Source organism: Psychrobacter sp. AOP31-B2-9 (assembly GCF_052378005.1).
GTDB lineage: Bacteria > Pseudomonadota > Gammaproteobacteria > Pseudomonadales > Moraxellaceae > Psychrobacter.
This window is the reverse complement of record NZ_JBQSXG010000072.1, coordinates 1-16040: the sequence shown is the minus strand read 5'-3', so window position 1 is coordinate 16040 and position 16040 is coordinate 1. Positions and strand designations below refer to the sequence as shown.

Here is a 16040-nt window from a genome sequence, read left to right as displayed (position 1 = left end):
TAGCTTAAATGTTATTTGTTACTCAGTTATGCGCCGCTGTTAGCTTCTTATAAGTGCCTTGTAAGCAAAAATCTAGAATTTGCATACTCTCATATTAATACTAATACAGTTGCGTACGGTCATTGATATTATGCTGACCAAATGAGAAACGCTGCTGCAAGTCTGCCAGTAATGACTCAACTTTTACATTGTTACCTAGGCCTTGATAAGCGCGAAGTAGTAAAGCCCCTGAGCGTAAGGTTGGCAGTACATCATAAGGTGTCTGCAGGTAGTTGATAACTTGTTGGTAGTTTTCGTTGGCCAGCGCATCGCTTGCTAGGACGTTGAGTGCTTGTAGATGCAGCTCATTGTCATAACGTGGGTCATCATAGCGAATTTGAATGATAGCTGTTGCTAGCTTGAGACCTTGCTCAGAACTGTTTTGATTGGCCAATAATAGCTGAGCATAGCTGAGCTGATACGATAAATTACTAGGATCCAATGCTTGCAAGTGATTGAGCAGTGTGCGCTTAACGACGTAATCATCTTTGTCGTCTAGCAGTTGGATACGGGCAAATAGTAACATCTCATTATTAGGAGATTGACGAGCGGCTTGCGTTAACAGACGCAGGGCATCGTCAGATTTATTTTGCTGTCGTAAAATATCTGCTTGCATTACGAAGGTATCTGGTGCAAAAACACTGAAATCTTTGCGCAGTTTTTTTAAGGTTGCTATTGCCGCTTCGGTATCGTCATTGAGTAAGTCAAGTGCAACGACTTTCCTACGGGCTTCTAACACTAAATCTTCTTGCATGACGCTATTAAGATAGTATTTAGCCTGTTCAAAGTTATGTTGGCGCTCGGCACTGATACCGAGATAGTAATAAGCTTGATCCAGATAAGCTTGGTTTTTTGCGAGCATATTAAGTAATTGGTCCGCACTATCATACTTTTCGATATCCAAGCTTACCAGCGCCGCTAGCAAGGTGATTTCGGCATCATCATTAAAATGCTCGTGTGCGTCGAGCAATAGCTCCCATGCTTCTTCGCTTTGTTTCAAATCCAGCAAATAGCGAATTTCATACAGATATAAGCTTTTACTGTCTGGATTGCGCAAGCGTGCTTGACTGACGTAGTTAACAACCGTTTCAGCGGTTACGATTTTGCGCAATATGTCAGCCTTCAGTGTGATAAAAGGTACGTAATCCGGTTGGTGTTCTAAAGCACGGTTGATATGGATAATGGCACTTTCAGGCTCATTAAACTGGTAAAGCAAACCGGCTTTTAACACGGAGAGTGAAGCATTTTGTTCGCTATCAAGTGGTTGCAGTGCCGCGAGTAGTTCACGTTTGTCTTGATCGTTATTGGGATAAATACCGATAAGAATTTCGCTGAGATCTGCTCGAGGATCATAACGTAAAATACGGTTTAAGGTTTCGCCAGCGAGTAGGTAGTCGTGGGCGCGTAGGGCTAAATGCGCCACATAAAACCAAGCGGGCACGTGATCAGGGTTTTGATCTTGCCATGTTTTGGCAAACTGCAATGAGTCTTCAATTCTTTCATTACGCAAAGACAAACTAAGTGCTCGCTCAAATACTGCAGTCGCGTCTTCTTTAAAAGATTGCTGCTTATAAATAGCTATTGCGCGTTGTTTATCATCACGATCGGCTGCAAACTCGGCATCTAATAGTGCATATAAACTTGGTTCTTGTAGCTCAGGTTGCAATAAGGTTGTGGGCGCTAAACTGTTTATGTTTTCTATGGTCTGTATATTTTTAAGATTCGACACAGTTTCGTTTTTTACAGCAACCGATGTGGTGGTTGTGTTGGCGTCTTCGGGCAATAGCACATATTGGCTGGCATACACAGACGAAGACCCGAGGCATAAGCAAACGGCCAACGATAGTGTTAGCTTATAACGTTGGCACAGACGTTCAATAATGCCATGCCATAAAGCACGAAGGTCAAATTGGTCGTCATGTGCAAGTTTTGATTGAAATAATGACCCAAAGAAAATCATAGATAACCGTGTTTGCCCATTGTGTACCTATGCTGATAAGAAAATTATCTTGTCAGCGCTGCAGACTAATTGTTGGTAATGAGTACCGATGATAAACATTATAAGAGTAGATGGATGTTATAAACAATAGTGGCCGTGTTACTCAAATATTGGTAATAGTTTTTCTACTGACTACTGTTTAGCAAAGTATGGCTTTCTGACTATTTATATTGGTTGGCATACTATAGAAATATAACAAGTTAGCGTGGAGGAGGCGAATAGTTTATGTCAGTTTTTATAAACATTTGCTAAAACATAAATATTGGCTTTACCAATCATATGAGTGGTTGATTTGTTACATGTATGCCCAGATACAATCAAATAGCTATCATAGATGGGTGAGTGTTAATTAAAGCCAGCAATAATGATATAATGAGCGATTTTTAGGGTACTCCTTTCAACGTTGTCACTCAAAACTGTCTTTTCAAAATAATAAGATAGTGGGGCTGGCAGGTGAGCGTCATTTTTATGGTCTATCAATAATGAGATTAGTGGTTATCGGAGTCAATCACAAAACTGCACCAGTCGCTCTAAGAGAGCGCTTGGCGCTAGTAGGTGACGATGTGAATGTCGCGCTCAAACAGTTAGAAGCATTAACAGATGGTAGCGTAATCGTTTCCACCTGTAACCGAACTGAGATTTACGCACTAGTACCACAAACTCTGGCCACTTCAAAACCGGCATCACAAAGCTCAGTCTCACAAAAATCAGCCTCGCAAGTGTTGGTTTCCCCTTCCGCAGGTGCGCAAGTAGCAAATCCTGCTATAGCACCAGTTTCTAATAACGCCTTTAGTAGCAGTGCCACGTTGTCTTCTGCTGCTATCAGTGCTCATATTATCAAAATTAAAACATGGTTGGCTACTTTTAAGCAATTGTCTCTTACTGAGGTTGACCCATACCTTTATGTGCATCGTGATACTCACGCATTGACTCATTGGCTCCGCGTCGCTGCAGGGTTAGATTCTATGATATTGGGTGAGCCGCAGATACTGGGTCAAATCAAGCGCTCAGTACACCTTGCACAAGAGGAAAACACACTGAGTAATCAGCTTGGTTGGGTCGTCGACCAAGTGTTTGCTGCTGCGAAGCGAGTGCGTAACGAGACCAAAGTAGGTACCCAAGCGGTCTCGCTTAGCTATGCAGCCGCCAAGTTGGTCACACAAATATTTGATGACTTACCTAGTCGTACTTTACTGGTCGTTGCCGCAGGGGAGATGAATCGACTGGTAGCCACGCATATCGCAGGTCTTGGCGTTGGGCGTGTTATTATCTGCAACCGCAATCCTGAGCGGGCGGAAGCATTGGCGGCGGAATTGCGCAATCCTAATCGCCGTGTGGAAGTCCGAACCCTACAAGAGCTGCCGCAAGTATTGGCGGATGCTGATATTGTCAGTAGTTGTAGTGGTAGTATGGATTTGTTAATTGATAAAACCATGACTGTGCAGGCGCTAAAGCGTCGTCGTTATCAGCCTATGTTGATGATTGACTTGGCTGTACCACGAGATATCGACTCGACCATTAGCCGTATCGATGATATTTATTTGTATTCTGTCGATGACCTGCAGCATGTCATTGCGGGTAACATCGAGCAGCGCAGGCAAGCAGCTGTAGATGCGGAGTTACTGGTCAGTCAGTTGGTCGTTGAGATGGATCGTCGCTTTCAAGTGCGCCAAGTCGGTAAAGATATTGAGCAGTATCGATCGTGTACGCAAGGTCAGGTAGATAAGCTATTACATGAGTCCTTAGCTCAATTGCAGCAAAACAATGCCACTCCCGAAGCAATCATCACTGAGCTGTCACGCCGTCTGACTCAGACATTGACACACGCACCATCGAAGCTGATGCGCAAGGCTGCCCGAGAGGGTGATAGTGAGCTGCTGGATTTTGTGGTGTCGGGACTACAAGATGCGCATCGCAGTCATCGATAGCCGCTATTTATTGATCAGGTAACTTATCAAAACCTCTTGATATGAGCTGGCGCAAGTCATCGCATAAACATATCGTTGTCAACCTACATTATCAGTGCTAATATCAAGCTGTTATGAGCATATTAAGTGATGATAATATGTCAAAACTTGCTAATGGTCATGTGCTAGAAGTTTTAGTGCCAGCTAGATCTCTACCTGTTCATCTCATTAATACCCCATAACTCTCGTTATCAATCTACCACCGTGTAGCATCTATAACGGCGCATCTATCTTTATATAACTTGATTTAAAGTTAATAAAACGAATGCGTAAAAGACATGGTTACCAACGGCAATAGCACTAGGATAAAGTGCTATATCGTCAACCCTGCATCATACTCTCGATTATTACTCGATATTATACCAAATCCAAAAAGCACGATTAGCCGCATCAAACTTGCTTAATCTATCATGCGTAGTACTTCCTCTCGCTACTCTAATTTTTGTGAATGGTAGGCGTATACGATTAATATTGGCTAGAGTTGTTTAGAGAGTGTTTGAATTTTAGTGTCTACTTTTTGATATTTGGATTTTATTTTCTGAATTTTTTTTGTAGCCAATCATTAAGAATTATTAAATTACCTAACAATAAACTAGGAGTGTCCCATGACTGCATTACGCCAAGATATTGATCCAAACGGCTTATTAGAATACTCAGTGGTCTATACTGACCGTGCCCTTAATCACATGTCGAAAGTCTTTCAGCAAGTGATGAATGACTTATCTAGTGAGCTGAAATCAGTGTATAACGCTGATGCTGTTGCTATCGTTCCTGGTTCTGGTACTTCTGGTATGGAGGCCGTAGCACGCCAATTGGCAAATGATGAAGATTGTCTGGTCATCCGTAATGGTTGGTTTAGCTATCGCTGGACGCAAATCTTAGAAAAAGGCAAGATTGCCAAGTCGACCACCGTATTGACTGCGCACCGTGAAGAAGGTGATACGCCAAAACCATTTTCACCTGTTGATATTGATGAAGCGGTTGCTAAGATTAAAGCAGAAAAGCCAGCAGTCGTATTTGCCCCACACGTTGAAACCTCATCAGGTATTATTCTGTCAGCGGATTATATTAAAGCATTAAGTGCTGCCGTGCATAGCGTAGGCGGTTTATTGGTCATTGACTGTATCGCGTCAGGTTGTGTCTGGTTGGATATGCAAGCTTTAGGTATCGATGTTCTTATTAGCGCGCCACAAAAAGGTTGGAGTAGTACGCCGTGTGCTGGTTTGGTCATGTTAAGCGATGCTGCTGTCAAAAAAGTAGACAGCACGGAGTCTGATAGCTTTAGCCTAGACTTGAAGCAGTGGTTAAATATAATGCGTGCCTATGAGAACGGTGGCCATGCTTATCATGCGACCATGCCAACGGACAGCTTGCGTCAGTTCCGCGATACTATTTTAGAAGCCAAAAAAGTTGGTTTTGATACATTGTGTGATGCGCAGTGGGAACTGGGCAATCGTATTCGTCAAGTCTTTGCCGACAAAGGTATCGAAAGCGTGGCGGCGAAGGGATTTGAAGCGCCAGGTGTTGTCGTGGTTTATACCGACCGTGATGATATGCATAAAGGTAGTGCGTTTGCAGCAGCAGGTATGCAGATTGCGTCTGGTGTACCACTTAAAGTGGGTGAGCCTGATAATTTTAAGACCTTCCGCTTGGGCTTATTCGGTCTAGACAAATTAACTGATGTTGATGGTGCGGTTTCGCGTTTTGAGTCAGTACTTGATGAAGTATTGGCTGAATAGTAAGTAAGTTTTTTAGGTTATACCAATCCCAAAAAATACGATTAGCGGTGTCAAACTTGTTTAGTCTACAGTGAGTAGCACTTGCACTCGTTTTCCTTGCTACTCTAATTTTTGTGCATGGTATTAGATAGGTTTTTTAGAATAAAAGAGTACTGAGCCACAGCATTATGCTAGGTTCGGTATTTTTTTTGGCTTTTTATTATATTTTATAATATAATGTATTTATATAAATTAATTATTGAAGTCTGTTTCTAATAAACATAAGACTGGGTAAACAATATGAATATACAGATAGACTGGCAAGCATTTACGCCAATTTCCTTGGTAGGTGGTCTAATACTAGGTGTGGCAACGGTCATATTGCTGCTCGGTATCGGACGTATTGCAGGCATTAGCGGTATTTTTTCTAGCTTGTTGAAGCCCAAGCGCGTAGAGATGTGGCAAGTGCTATTTATCGTAGGTCTCATCGTCTCGCCAATCTTATATAGCATCGTCAAACCGTTGCCTGAGGTGGCAATCAGCAGCTCTTTGCCATTATTAATTGGTGCAGGGTTGTTGGTTGGGTTCGGGACACGTTTGGGATCTGGCTGTACTAGTGGCCACGGTATCTGTGGTAATGCGCGCTTGTCTCCACGTTCGATGGCAGCAACGGCGACTTTTATGTTTTTTGGTATTGTGACGGTTTATATCGGTCGGCAGATTTTAGGCTTGATTTAGAAAAGGCAAAGACCGTATTTAGCTGTATTGATAAGAAGCTGTATTGATAAGAAATAATAGCGAGAAACGACAATGTTAAAAAATTTGATTGGATTAGTGGCAGGGTTGCTGTTTGGCTTTGGATTGCTAATATCTGGTATGACTGATCCTGTGAAAGTACAAGGGTTTCTAGATATCTTTGGTGCATGGGATATCTCCCTTGCATTGGTTATGGGCGGTGGATTAATCGTGGCAATCGTTGGTGTGCAACTTGCCAAGCGCCAACAGACTAGCTGGATCGGTACAATGATAGAACTGCCGAGCAAAACGGTGATTAATAAAAAGCTCCTCATCGGCGCGATGCTGTTTGGTATCGGTTGGGGTTTGGTGGGTATCTGCCCAGGACCAGGTATTGTGCTGCTTGGCACAGGGCAATGGCAGGCTTATGTCTTTATCCCCGCCATGATCATCGGTATGTTGATTTATCAATGGCTTGAGCCCAAACTGGGCTGATAGATGAGTTCTCTATAAACTAGCGCTCAAACAGCCTCGCTTAGTCTACTATTTGGAGTGCTTTTACTTGGCTTCTTTATCTCCAAATTATATTGAACCAATTACAGTATAAATAGGTTAGGGCGTGTTGAACATTCAAATGTGGTGCTGGCAGTGACTATTTTTTAGACAATATGCAGTGAAATTTTTGATGCCTAGTCATTCTAGGTTAAACAATTTCGCCATATATTGGCAAAAAAGAGTACTGCCCCAAAGGGCTGATGCTAAAATCACCCCAAACGTTGTTGCAAGCCTAGCTAAGATCTCGATATTATCGTCGGTTTGCGCCTAGTTTGGTGCAATTTTAGCGATCAGCAGTCCTAACATTTGAATGTTCAACACGCCCTAGTGTTCGCAAAAAAGGTCAGCTATATATAGCTGACCTTTTTATGAGTTGTAATTTAATAAATTACCGCTTTATTGAGCGCTAGCCGTGACTTTTGGTGTTTCGTGTGCCAATGATTTGGCTGCATGGCGCAGTTCAAATTTTTGTACTTTACCAGTACTGGTCTTTGGTATTTCAGCAAAGATAATATATTTTGGTACTTTAAAGCTTGCTAAATGTTGCTTGCAATGTTCCATCACGGTGTCGCGTTGTAAAGTATTGCCTGCATGAATTTCAATAAAGGCAACGGGTACTTCACCCCATTTATCATGTGGTGCGGCAACGACGGCACAGCTTTCAATTTCAGGCATTTTATACAGAACATTTTCGACTTCGATACTAGAGATGTTTTCACCGCCTGAGATGATGATGTCTTTAAGCCTGTCCATGATTTTGATGTAGCCATCAGGGTATTTGACACCCAAGTCACCCGTACGAAACCAGCCATCAGCAAAGGCATCTTCGGTGGCTTTACGGCTTTTAAGATAACCTTTCATCACCATATTACCACGCAGTGCTAGCTCGCCCATCTCTTCACCATTGGCTGTGACGGGCTCAGTGGTACCTTGTTTGAACACTTCAAATCCCGTCATGAGGTGAGATATTACCCCTTGGCGTGATTTTTTCTGGGCACGAGCGGCGACATCTATCTCATCCCAGTCTTCTTGCTCTGCACAGACCGTCACTGGCCCATATACTTCTGTGAGGCCATAAACGTGAGAAATATGAAAGCCCATTTTCTCCATTGCCGCTAGCATGGTTTCAGATGGTGGTGCCCCAGCGACCCAGCCATTGACTTGATGGGTAATCGCCTGTTTATATTCAGGTTTGCCGCCTGCAATCATATTATGTACCACAGGTGCTGAACAATAATGGCTGACTTTATACTTAGCAATCAGCTGTAAAATCAAGTCTGCATCTATCCTGCGCAAGCAGACATTGACACCAGCACGCTCTGCAATAGTCCACGGAAAACACCAACCATTACAATGAAACAGTGGTAGCGTCCAGAGATACATCGGATGCTTGGGCATATCCCAATCTAAAATATTAGAGACGGCATTTAGTGTGGCACCACGATGATGGTAGACCACCCCTTTGGGCTTGCCTGTTGTACCAGAGGTATAATTCAGTGCAACCGCGTCCCATTCGTCTAATGGTTTTTCCCAGTTGTCTAAACTGTCAGCGCTAGCAACCAATTCCTCATAGCTCATTTGTCCAAATCGTTCGACCTTGATGGCAGTGTCTGTCGCATGAATGACGATTAAGTTGGGAAAAGTTTCATCGATAATCTCGGCATACTCAGCAAACTCACTGTCTAAAATGAGAACTTTAGCCTCTGAGTGCTGCAGACAAAAGGTGAGGGCATTGATGTCGAGTCGGGTATTTAAAGTACAGAGCACGCCACCTGACATGGGTACGCCAAAGGCACATTCGATCATCGCTGGCGTATTCGGCATCATTACTGCCACCGTATCATTTTTATCAACCCCCAGTTTGCGTAGTCCATCAGCTAACTGCCTGCAACGATCATAGGTCTGTTGCCATGTTTGAGTAAGGTTGTTGTGTTCTAGATCGTCGTAGATGATGGCAGTCTTGTCAGGGTACACCTGCGCACTGCGAATAATGAAGTCAATAGGGGTTAGTGGTTGATGGTTGGCCGCATTTTTGCCAAGACCAGTGTGGAAGTCTGTCATGAAGATAATCCTTTATCCTGTTTTTTAAATTCGCTAATATCTTAGTCGCGGTCAGCGCTATGGTCGAAGGACCAAGCCCGTGCTAATTCTAATCGACGGTATCAGCATCTAATGATTATAAACGGTCATAACAGACAATTGTACTGATTTTTTGGTGTTTATTTAACCAGTTACTGTAGAGGTGTCTACTGTCGTTAATATAATGTCCACTCACCAGTCGTTTGTCTGCATAGCTGACAATAATAGCGGTGTGTTAGGATATGAGTCATGTTACGTCCCGCAAGCCATTCATAAGGAAAATGATATGTCAGCCAGCCGCACTGCCACGCCGATTGAAACTGCCAATACCAACCAATACTATCCACATTTATTTGAACCACTCAATTTGGGTTTTACGACGCTTAAAAACCGTATGGTTATGGGTTCTATGCATACAGGACTTGAAGATCGTTTTTATAATTACGGCAAGTTGGCAGCATATTTCGAAGAGCGTGCAAAAGGCGGCGTGGCGATGATGATTACAGGTGGTATCTCACCCAATCGCGAGGGGTGGTTGCTCCCTGCGGGTGGTACCATGAACACCAAAGCCGACGTTATGAACCATCAACGTGTGACCCGTGCGGCTCATAAGCACGACAGCAAAATCATTATGCAAATCTTGCATAGCGGGCGTTACGGTTATCATCCTTTTGTACTGTCATCAAGTCCGATTAAATCGCCAATCTCACCATTTAAACCGCGCAAGATGAGTATTAAAAACATCGAGCAGACGGTAAAAGACTACGCTCGTTCAGCCAAGCTTGCCAAGCAAGCAGGGTATGACGGTGTCGAAATCATGGGCTCAGAAGGGTACTTGCTCAACCAGTTTTTATCGCGTCATGTGAATCAGCGTGAAGACATTTACGGCGGTGATATCCACGGCCGTATGAAGTTCGCTGTTGATGTGGTCAAAGCGGTTCGTGCCGCTGCCGGTGAAGATTTTATTATTCTATTCCGTCTGTCAGTGATTGATTTGGTCAAAGACGGTAACGTCATGGACGAAGTCATCACCGTGGCAAAAGCGCTAGAAGAAGCAGGCGTGACCATCATGAACACTGGCATTGGCTGGCATGAAGCGCGTGTTCCGACCATTGTCACGAGCGTACCACGGGCAGCCTTTGTTGATTTTACCGCTGAAATCAAAAAGCATATTAATATCCCAATGATGGCGGCCAACCGCATCAATATGCCAGAAACAGCGGAAGACATCGTCGCTAAAGGTCAAGCTGATATGATTCAAATGGCGCGTCCATTCTTAGCTGATGCCCATTGGGTCAATAAAGCTAAAAATGGTCAAGCGGACCGTATTAATACTTGTATCGCCTGTAACCAAGCCTGCCTCGATCACACGTTCGAAAACAAACGCTCAACGTGTCTGGTCAATCCTCAAGCTTGTCATGAAACTGAACTGGTCTATAAAAAAGTTAAAAAACCTAAAAAGGTAGCGGTTATCGGTGGCGGTGTCGCAGGTATGTCAGCGGCACATGTGGCAGCGCTGCGTGGTCATGAAGTGACATTGTTCGAAGCTAAAGATGTCTTGGGCGGTCAGTTCAACTATGCCAAAGTCATCCCTGGTAAAGAAGAGTTCTTTGAGACCATTCGCTACTATATCAATGAGCTTGAGCATTTAGGTGTTGAGATTCAACTCAATACTAAGGTTGATAAAGCCATGATCGAACAAGCCAAGTTTCATCACGTCATCGTGGCAACAGGTGTCGTGCCTAGAAGCCTAGAAGGTAAATTAGAGGGTGCTGAGTTACCACAAGTGATGAGTTATGCTGAGCTGCTCTCTGGCGAGAAATCAGTTGGCAATACTGTAGCTGTCATCGGTGCTGGTGGTATTGGTTTTGATGTCAGTGAATATCTAACCGCTAATCATGGCCAGTCGCTGGATGAAATTGGCCCTGATGCGCTAAAAGATCCAAGCTATCGCACCACACCGCAGTCTATTAGTGAGTGGCGTGAAGAGTGGGGCGTGACCAATGATGTCAATTATCAAACGGATGGTGGTTTGGTTAAGCCTGAAGCCATTAAACCTGTTCGCCAAGTTTACCTCATGCAGCGTAGCAAAGGCCGCTTGGGTAGTGGATTGAATAAAACCTCTGGTTGGGTGCATCGTGCGCATATCAAATCACACGGCGTCATCCAAGTCGCGGGTGTGCAGTATGACAAAATCACCAACGAAGGTATTTGGGTCACCAACAGTCAAGGTCAAAGCCAGTTATTACGTGTTGATAGCGTTGTCGTCTGTGCTGGTCAAGAGTCTGTTGTTGAGCTGATGCCAAATGTCGGTGATGCACCAGATGCGCAGTATCACTTAATCGGCGGTGCTAAGCTAGCAGCTGAGCTAGATGCCAAACGTGCGATTCGTGATGGGGCTGAGGTTGCGGTTGGGATATAAATATTAGATCAAAACATAAAGGTGGCGAGGTTGTTTACCTTGCTGCCTTTTTTGTATAAAAAACCTGCCGATTTGAAAATGTTCAGCGAAGTCTAATTTTAAATTAGCAAACCTAACTCACCCCACGTTTCAACACAATCCCGTCAAAATACCCTCGCATACCGCAGTGCAGTTTTCTATATTGGTCGTCCATGTCTCTTAATAACAATTGATTCTTACCTTGATAAATTGCTGGATATAAACGCAGATCAACGCTTTGATCTGGCTGATCATCGTTTATGACCCAATGATTCTCTGACCATATGGCTTTGCTTTCTCCCAAATCACAGATATGCGCATTGGTAAAAATCAAAACGCCCTCGATAATGGAAAGGTGAGGCTTATTAGCGACACTATGAATTGATACCGTGTTTGTTGCTTCTCCTGTATCTTCCCATTTCTGCGTTTCTGAATTATATATTGAGATTTGAGAGGTTTGAGAAAAATCCCCAAAGGCACTTTTGCTCGGTAAATCAGAACGACTTAGCTCATCTGAAAAACTCCAAGCCACACCGTAATTGGTTTGCTCTTCGATATATTCTTTATACTCGCGTATCAGACATTCTTCACTTTTACAGGTATCACGCTGAAACATGAGCCATGTGCGTTGATTCGCAATAGTTCTATTTTTAAAAGCTGTGCTGTCTTCATAATCAGAAGAAGTAGCAAGATTGCTTTTATATTTTTTTGCCATTGTGTCATCAAGCTTAGAAAGCTCAGGACTTTTGCAAATGGTTTTTTCTACCCAAGTAGCAGCTTTGTTGCAATCAAAACTTGCTGCATTTGCAGGCGTAGATAGTAGGCAAGTACCCAAAATACTTAGTATCGCTACGAGTAGATTTTTCATAGTGTTCTCATTGCTAGAAGATGTTTTTGTAAATGGCTTAATATCTAATCTAGAGACTTCCTAACAGCTTTCTTAATAATAGACATAAGTATATCATTATGACTATACAGTATCTTAAAAGAGACATTCATGAGAAAAAACGAATTTCTATTCGGTGATGTGACATTTAAATGGGGTGATAAGTTATCTGATATAAAAGCTCAGCTTCCTGAAAAAGATACGGTAACTCGCTCTTATGAAGAAAGTTATATGCCTAAAATAGTAACTATAAAATTAGCTAAGTTTTGGTCTCTCAACGTTGCTTACTGTCATTTTAGTGCAGCAGATGACGACCGATTGATTGATTCAATATGGATCAATATCCCAGCACAACTATTTAATAGGCAACAGGTTATTAAAAAACTTATAGCGTATTTAGGTCCGGGGTCAAACTATTTCTCTGATAGCCATTACTATAGTGATAATGTAGTAGAGCACTGTGAATGGGCATTTGATAATTGTGTTATTGGCGTTAGCATGTATGGCGGTGTACGAGAGGAAGATAACGAAAAAATTATTGGCTCTTTATCTATATCGTTAAGTGATATAGATCTTTTAGATTCCTTGTACTCAAAGCCTATACGTGAGCTGGAGTCTGAAATGGCTGATCAGGTTGATATGAGTACTATTGAGTCTTTTCAGACAAAGCAAGCACAAAGTATGCCTCGATCAAGAGAAAGAGAGGAGTTCCCAAACCATCCTGCTGCTTTCGTCATCCGAGCATTCGATGGATTACACAAAGAGGCACTGTTTCAAACGCCATTAGCAGTTCAATCAGTTATCACGGAGTCTGAAGTTTGTACGTGGCAATCTACGATAGGTGACTATTATTTATCGAACTACTGGCAAACGGTACAACTAGAGAATGATATTTTTTCTAAGTGGACCAATCTATTACCTACTAAGTCTGCTGGCGTCTGCTATGTTTCGATAGGAGGTTTGCTGATCGTTGATGAAGATAGTCGACCCGAGACCAAGATATTCGTCAGACATATCGAAAAGATCATTAAGTCTAAGATGGAGTATCACGAAGCATATGACTGTTAGGTTACCTAAGTTGATATCTAATAGAACGATCTCTATTCGCTCAAGCTGCCCTCAAGATCACCCAATGTGAGACCCGTTTCTTGAGTGCTGTAGATAGTAATGCCTGTATCGTCGATTTTATCATTCATGACTAATCTACCGATGCGATTGCTGGCTTCTTGGTTGCCTTGATCAGCTGCCTTTTGATACCACTCAAAAGCTGTGTCATAATCTTGCGGCACGCCGTTGCCATTCTCGTAGAGACCACCGATGTTAAGTTGTGCTAAATCTAAACCTTGATCAGCGGCTTTGGTATACCACTCTAAAGCCTTATCATAGTCTTGCGGTACGCTGTAGCCGTTTTCATAAAAAGTGCCAAGATTATTTTGGGCATCAAAGTCTCCATTGTCAGCTGCCAATGTATACCATTCAAAAGCTGTGTCACAGTCTTGCGGCACACCATAACCGTTCTCATAGAGACCACCCATATTAAGTTGTGCTACACCTACCCCTTGATCAGCAGCTTTTTTGTACCATTCAAAAGCTTTATCATAGTTCTGATCTACGCCTTTGCCAAAATAGTATAGTGAGCCTATATTATTTTGATCCTCAAAGTCTCCATTATCAGCTGCTAACAAATACCATTGCATTGCTTTTTCATAGTTTTGATCAATGCCTATGCCGTTTTCGTACATAACACCAAGATTAAATTGAGCATCAGAGTACTTCTGGTTAGCAGCTTTTTGAAACAGTTCAAAAGCTTTATCATAGTTTTGAGGAACCGAGTCGCCCTCATAGTAGGCTAGTCCGAGTTTATATATTTCAGCAGGGGTGCTTTGATTAGATAATATAGGTGTGTTTGAAGACTCCGCTGAACAAGCAGCAGTTATCAAACTACTGGATAGCAGTGTCGTTAGTAGTAAAGGCTGAATTAAAGGTGTGATTCTTTTTTGATACATTAAAACTCCAGTAGAAAATACTATTTAATCGGCTGATTTGGACTCACTTGCTCATACGTTTTACCTTCTGGTACGGGTATGCAATCGACCTCTTTTTGAAATTTATCAACCAACACATGGCGCCAAAATAGATACGTCAGCTGACTCAGCTTCAAAGTCAAGCTTCTCGTTTAGACACTCTATTTTTTCGACTAACTGCTGCTCTTCTTCCTTGCTTAAACGCTGCTCGTTTTTATAATCTATCTTAGAATAACGGTTGAGAGCAAGCGCTACACCATACTCTCTGTCTATTCTATATCTTAAGTAATCTAATTCAACAGTTTTCATGCTTGTCTCTTTTGGCATGTCGTTTATATCACTTGGAGTACATTTACAGATTGTGAATGAAGAACTAATATACGCTAATATTAAAGCGTCTCCTGATTTTACCAATACCCTCGGAGAGGGATAGTAAATGGAGCCTGTACTATATTCGTACCATGCCTTACTATAATTTTTTTTGGTAAAATTTATATCTCCCTTTTTACTAAGCTCGAGTAAAAATTGATAATTTCTTGCTTTTTCATCAGGACTCATGGGTTTCTTCCATTGTTTTACAAAGTGACGTAGAACGGCTTCATTATCTTCACGTTCGTCAACTACTTGCTCTTTTTCTTCTATAGTTTGCTCATTATTTATTTTTGAGCTGTCATGTTTTTCAGTAGGAGCATCACTGGCCTGATCCTGATTAGGATCATTGTTAGCCATGCAAGACGTCAGTAGGATGAGGGTCAACAGAGTGAAAACTTTTTTTTGCATTAGGTTATACCTTTCTGATTATTAGCTTACCTACGTATCGCCTATCAGTCTGCCGATGGAAGGATAGTTGTCACTCAGGTGTATAAGGATAATTAAACTCTTTTTGAAAACTTATAAAATGATCTTTCTTATCGTCTAAACCTCCAATTGAAACTATTAACAATTGCCTATCTAACTTAGAATAAGTAATTTGTTCTAAATTAGGATTATTAGAGTTTAAACATATTTTTTGCCCATCTCTCAAACTGAAATAATTTTTATTCTTGGGTTTAATCTGTATTTTGACATGATCACTTATTTCAGCATTCGGATCCAATATAGCAAGCTCTTCCATTTTAATATAATTAAAAATTATAGGATTTTCCATAACGACGGCAGAACTGAATATTGGCATAAAACATAAATCACCTTTGCTGTTTTTCGATATATCAATACTTCCTTCGATAGGAGGGCTATGCGTAGGATAGTCTTGGAAACATCCAAGAAGACTAGTTGTTGATAGCACGAATATTATTTTAAGTATATTGAATATATAAGAATTCATTACTCGATCTAAACACCTTATTCTACTTTTTCGTATCAATAATAGCATCTAGAAATTCCTTATTACTCAACTAGGTAAGGATAGTCAAATTTTTTGTAAAAAATTATCGAGATTTCATTTTTGTCATCTATGCCAGCAATTGAGACTGACAATGATTGCTTGTTTAAAGGTGTGTAAATAGTTTTTTCTAAATTAGGATTGTTAGAATTTAGACATATTTTTTGTCCATTTTTTAAAGTAAAATATTTCTTACTTTTAGGCTCAATATTTATTT

13 protein-coding genes are annotated in these 16040 nt (G+C 41.8%); 6 read left to right on the top strand and 7 right to left on the bottom strand.

What is annotated here, in order from left to right:
• Nucleotides 1–100 precede the first annotated feature (100 nt).
• Nucleotides 101–1999, bottom strand: coding sequence for a hypothetical protein (locus tag ACT3SX_RS09310; RefSeq protein ID WP_192518567.1), 1899 nt, complete (start codon nt 1997–1999; stop codon nt 101–103).
• Nucleotides 2000–2520: 521 nt separating this feature from the next.
• On the opposite strand from ACT3SX_RS09310, the gene hemA reads away from it, so the two are divergent.
• The 4 genes from hemA (at nt 2521) to ACT3SX_RS09290 (ending at nt 6953) form a co-directional block, all read left to right on the top strand.
• Nucleotides 2521–3966: a glutamyl-tRNA reductase gene (gene hemA / locus ACT3SX_RS09305; RefSeq protein WP_192518566.1), complete on the top strand. Its 1446-nt coding sequence runs from the start codon at nt 2521–2523 to the stop codon at nt 3964–3966.
• A 644-nt stretch (nt 3967–4610) separates the two neighbouring features.
• Complete coding sequence (locus tag ACT3SX_RS09300; RefSeq protein WP_192518565.1) at nt 4611–5744, top strand: aminotransferase class V-fold PLP-dependent enzyme; 1134 nt, start codon at nt 4611–4613, stop codon at nt 5742–5744.
• 279 nt (nt 5745–6023) lie between these two features.
• Nucleotides 6024–6461 carry a YeeE/YedE family protein gene (locus tag ACT3SX_RS09295; protein ID WP_192518564.1) on the top strand — a complete coding sequence of 146 codons (438 nt, stop codon included), beginning with the start codon at nt 6024–6026 and terminating at the stop codon, nt 6459–6461.
• Between the two features lie 72 nt (nt 6462–6533).
• Nucleotides 6534–6953, top strand: coding sequence for a DUF6691 family protein (locus tag ACT3SX_RS09290; protein WP_192518563.1), 420 nt, complete (start codon nt 6534–6536; stop codon nt 6951–6953).
• Nucleotides 6954–7409: 456 nt separating this feature from the next.
• On the opposite strand, the gene ACT3SX_RS09285 is transcribed toward ACT3SX_RS09290, so the two are convergent.
• On the bottom strand, nt 7410–9074 hold the full coding sequence (locus ACT3SX_RS09285) for an AMP-binding protein (protein WP_192518562.1): 1665 nt from the start codon (nt 9072–9074) through the stop codon (nt 7410–7412).
• A 304-nt stretch (nt 9075–9378) separates the two neighbouring features.
• Here ACT3SX_RS09285 and ACT3SX_RS09280 point away from each other — a divergent pair, with 304 nt between their 5' ends.
• The gene (locus tag ACT3SX_RS09280; protein WP_192518561.1) at nt 9379–11514 is read left to right on the top strand and encodes an NADPH-dependent 2,4-dienoyl-CoA reductase; all 2136 of its coding nucleotides are present in this window, start codon (nt 9379–9381) and stop codon (nt 11512–11514) included.
• A gap of 112 nt (nt 11515–11626) precedes the next feature.
• Here the strand turns inward: ACT3SX_RS09280 and ACT3SX_RS09275 are convergent, their stop codons facing one another.
• Nucleotides 11627–12400: a lysozyme inhibitor LprI family protein gene (locus ACT3SX_RS09275; protein ID WP_192518560.1), complete on the bottom strand. Its 774-nt coding sequence runs from the start codon at nt 12398–12400 to the stop codon at nt 11627–11629.
• A gap of 129 nt (nt 12401–12529) precedes the next feature.
• Here ACT3SX_RS09275 and ACT3SX_RS09270 point away from each other — a divergent pair, with 129 nt between their 5' ends.
• Entirely contained in the window at nt 12530–13486 is a 957-nt protein-coding gene (locus tag ACT3SX_RS09270; RefSeq protein ID WP_192518559.1) for a hypothetical protein, read from the top strand.
• A 32-nt stretch (nt 13487–13518) separates the two neighbouring features.
• Here ACT3SX_RS09270 and ACT3SX_RS09265 read toward each other — a convergent pair whose 3' ends face one another.
• The 4 genes from ACT3SX_RS09265 to ACT3SX_RS09250 form a co-directional block, all read right to left on the bottom strand.
• The gene (locus ACT3SX_RS09265) at nt 13519–14424 is read right to left on the bottom strand and encodes a tetratricopeptide repeat protein (protein ID WP_192518558.1); all 906 of its coding nucleotides are present in this window, start codon (nt 14422–14424) and stop codon (nt 13519–13521) included.
• A gap of 105 nt (nt 14425–14529) precedes the next feature.
• Nucleotides 14530–15171: a hypothetical protein gene (locus tag ACT3SX_RS09260; protein WP_192518557.1), complete on the bottom strand. Its 642-nt coding sequence runs from the start codon at nt 15169–15171 to the stop codon at nt 14530–14532.
• A gap of 121 nt (nt 15172–15292) precedes the next feature.
• The gene (locus ACT3SX_RS09255; RefSeq protein WP_192518556.1) at nt 15293–15616 is read right to left on the bottom strand and encodes a hypothetical protein; all 324 of its coding nucleotides are present in this window, start codon (nt 15614–15616) and stop codon (nt 15293–15295) included.
• 212 nt (nt 15617–15828) lie between these two features.
• A partial coding sequence (locus ACT3SX_RS09250; RefSeq protein ID WP_444518593.1) for a hypothetical protein occupies nt 15829–16040 on the bottom strand: 212 nt, incomplete at its 5' end.

Excerpts from the sequence above, each read along its gene's own strand:
- ACT3SX_RS09310 (WP_192518567.1), bottom strand. The coding sequence starts at position 1,999 with ATGATTTTCTTTGGGTCATTATTTCAATCAAAACTTGCACATGACGAC.
- hemA (WP_192518566.1), top strand. The coding sequence starts at position 2,521 with ATGAGATTAGTGGTTATCGGAGTCAATCACAAAACTGCACCAGTCGCT.
- ACT3SX_RS09300 (WP_192518565.1), top strand. The coding sequence starts at position 4,611 with ATGACTGCATTACGCCAAGATATTGATCCAAACGGCTTATTAGAATAC.
- ACT3SX_RS09295 (WP_192518564.1), top strand. The coding sequence starts at position 6,024 with ATGAATATACAGATAGACTGGCAAGCATTTACGCCAATTTCCTTGGTA.
- ACT3SX_RS09290 (WP_192518563.1), top strand. The coding sequence starts at position 6,534 with ATGTTAAAAAATTTGATTGGATTAGTGGCAGGGTTGCTGTTTGGCTTT.
- ACT3SX_RS09285 (WP_192518562.1), bottom strand. The coding sequence starts at position 9,074 with ATGACAGACTTCCACACTGGTCTTGGCAAAAATGCGGCCAACCATCAA.
- ACT3SX_RS09280 (WP_192518561.1), top strand. The coding sequence starts at position 9,379 with ATGTCAGCCAGCCGCACTGCCACGCCGATTGAAACTGCCAATACCAAC.
- ACT3SX_RS09275 (WP_192518560.1), bottom strand. The coding sequence starts at position 12,400 with ATGAAAAATCTACTCGTAGCGATACTAAGTATTTTGGGTACTTGCCTA.
- ACT3SX_RS09270 (WP_192518559.1), top strand. The coding sequence starts at position 12,530 with ATGAGAAAAAACGAATTTCTATTCGGTGATGTGACATTTAAATGGGGT.
- ACT3SX_RS09265 (WP_192518558.1), bottom strand. The coding sequence starts at position 14,424 with ATGTATCAAAAAAGAATCACACCTTTAATTCAGCCTTTACTACTAACG.
- ACT3SX_RS09260 (WP_192518557.1), bottom strand. The coding sequence starts at position 15,171 with ATGGCTAACAATGATCCTAATCAGGATCAGGCCAGTGATGCTCCTACT.
- ACT3SX_RS09255 (WP_192518556.1), bottom strand. The coding sequence starts at position 15,616 with ATGCCAATATTCAGTTCTGCCGTCGTTATGGAAAATCCTATAATTTTT.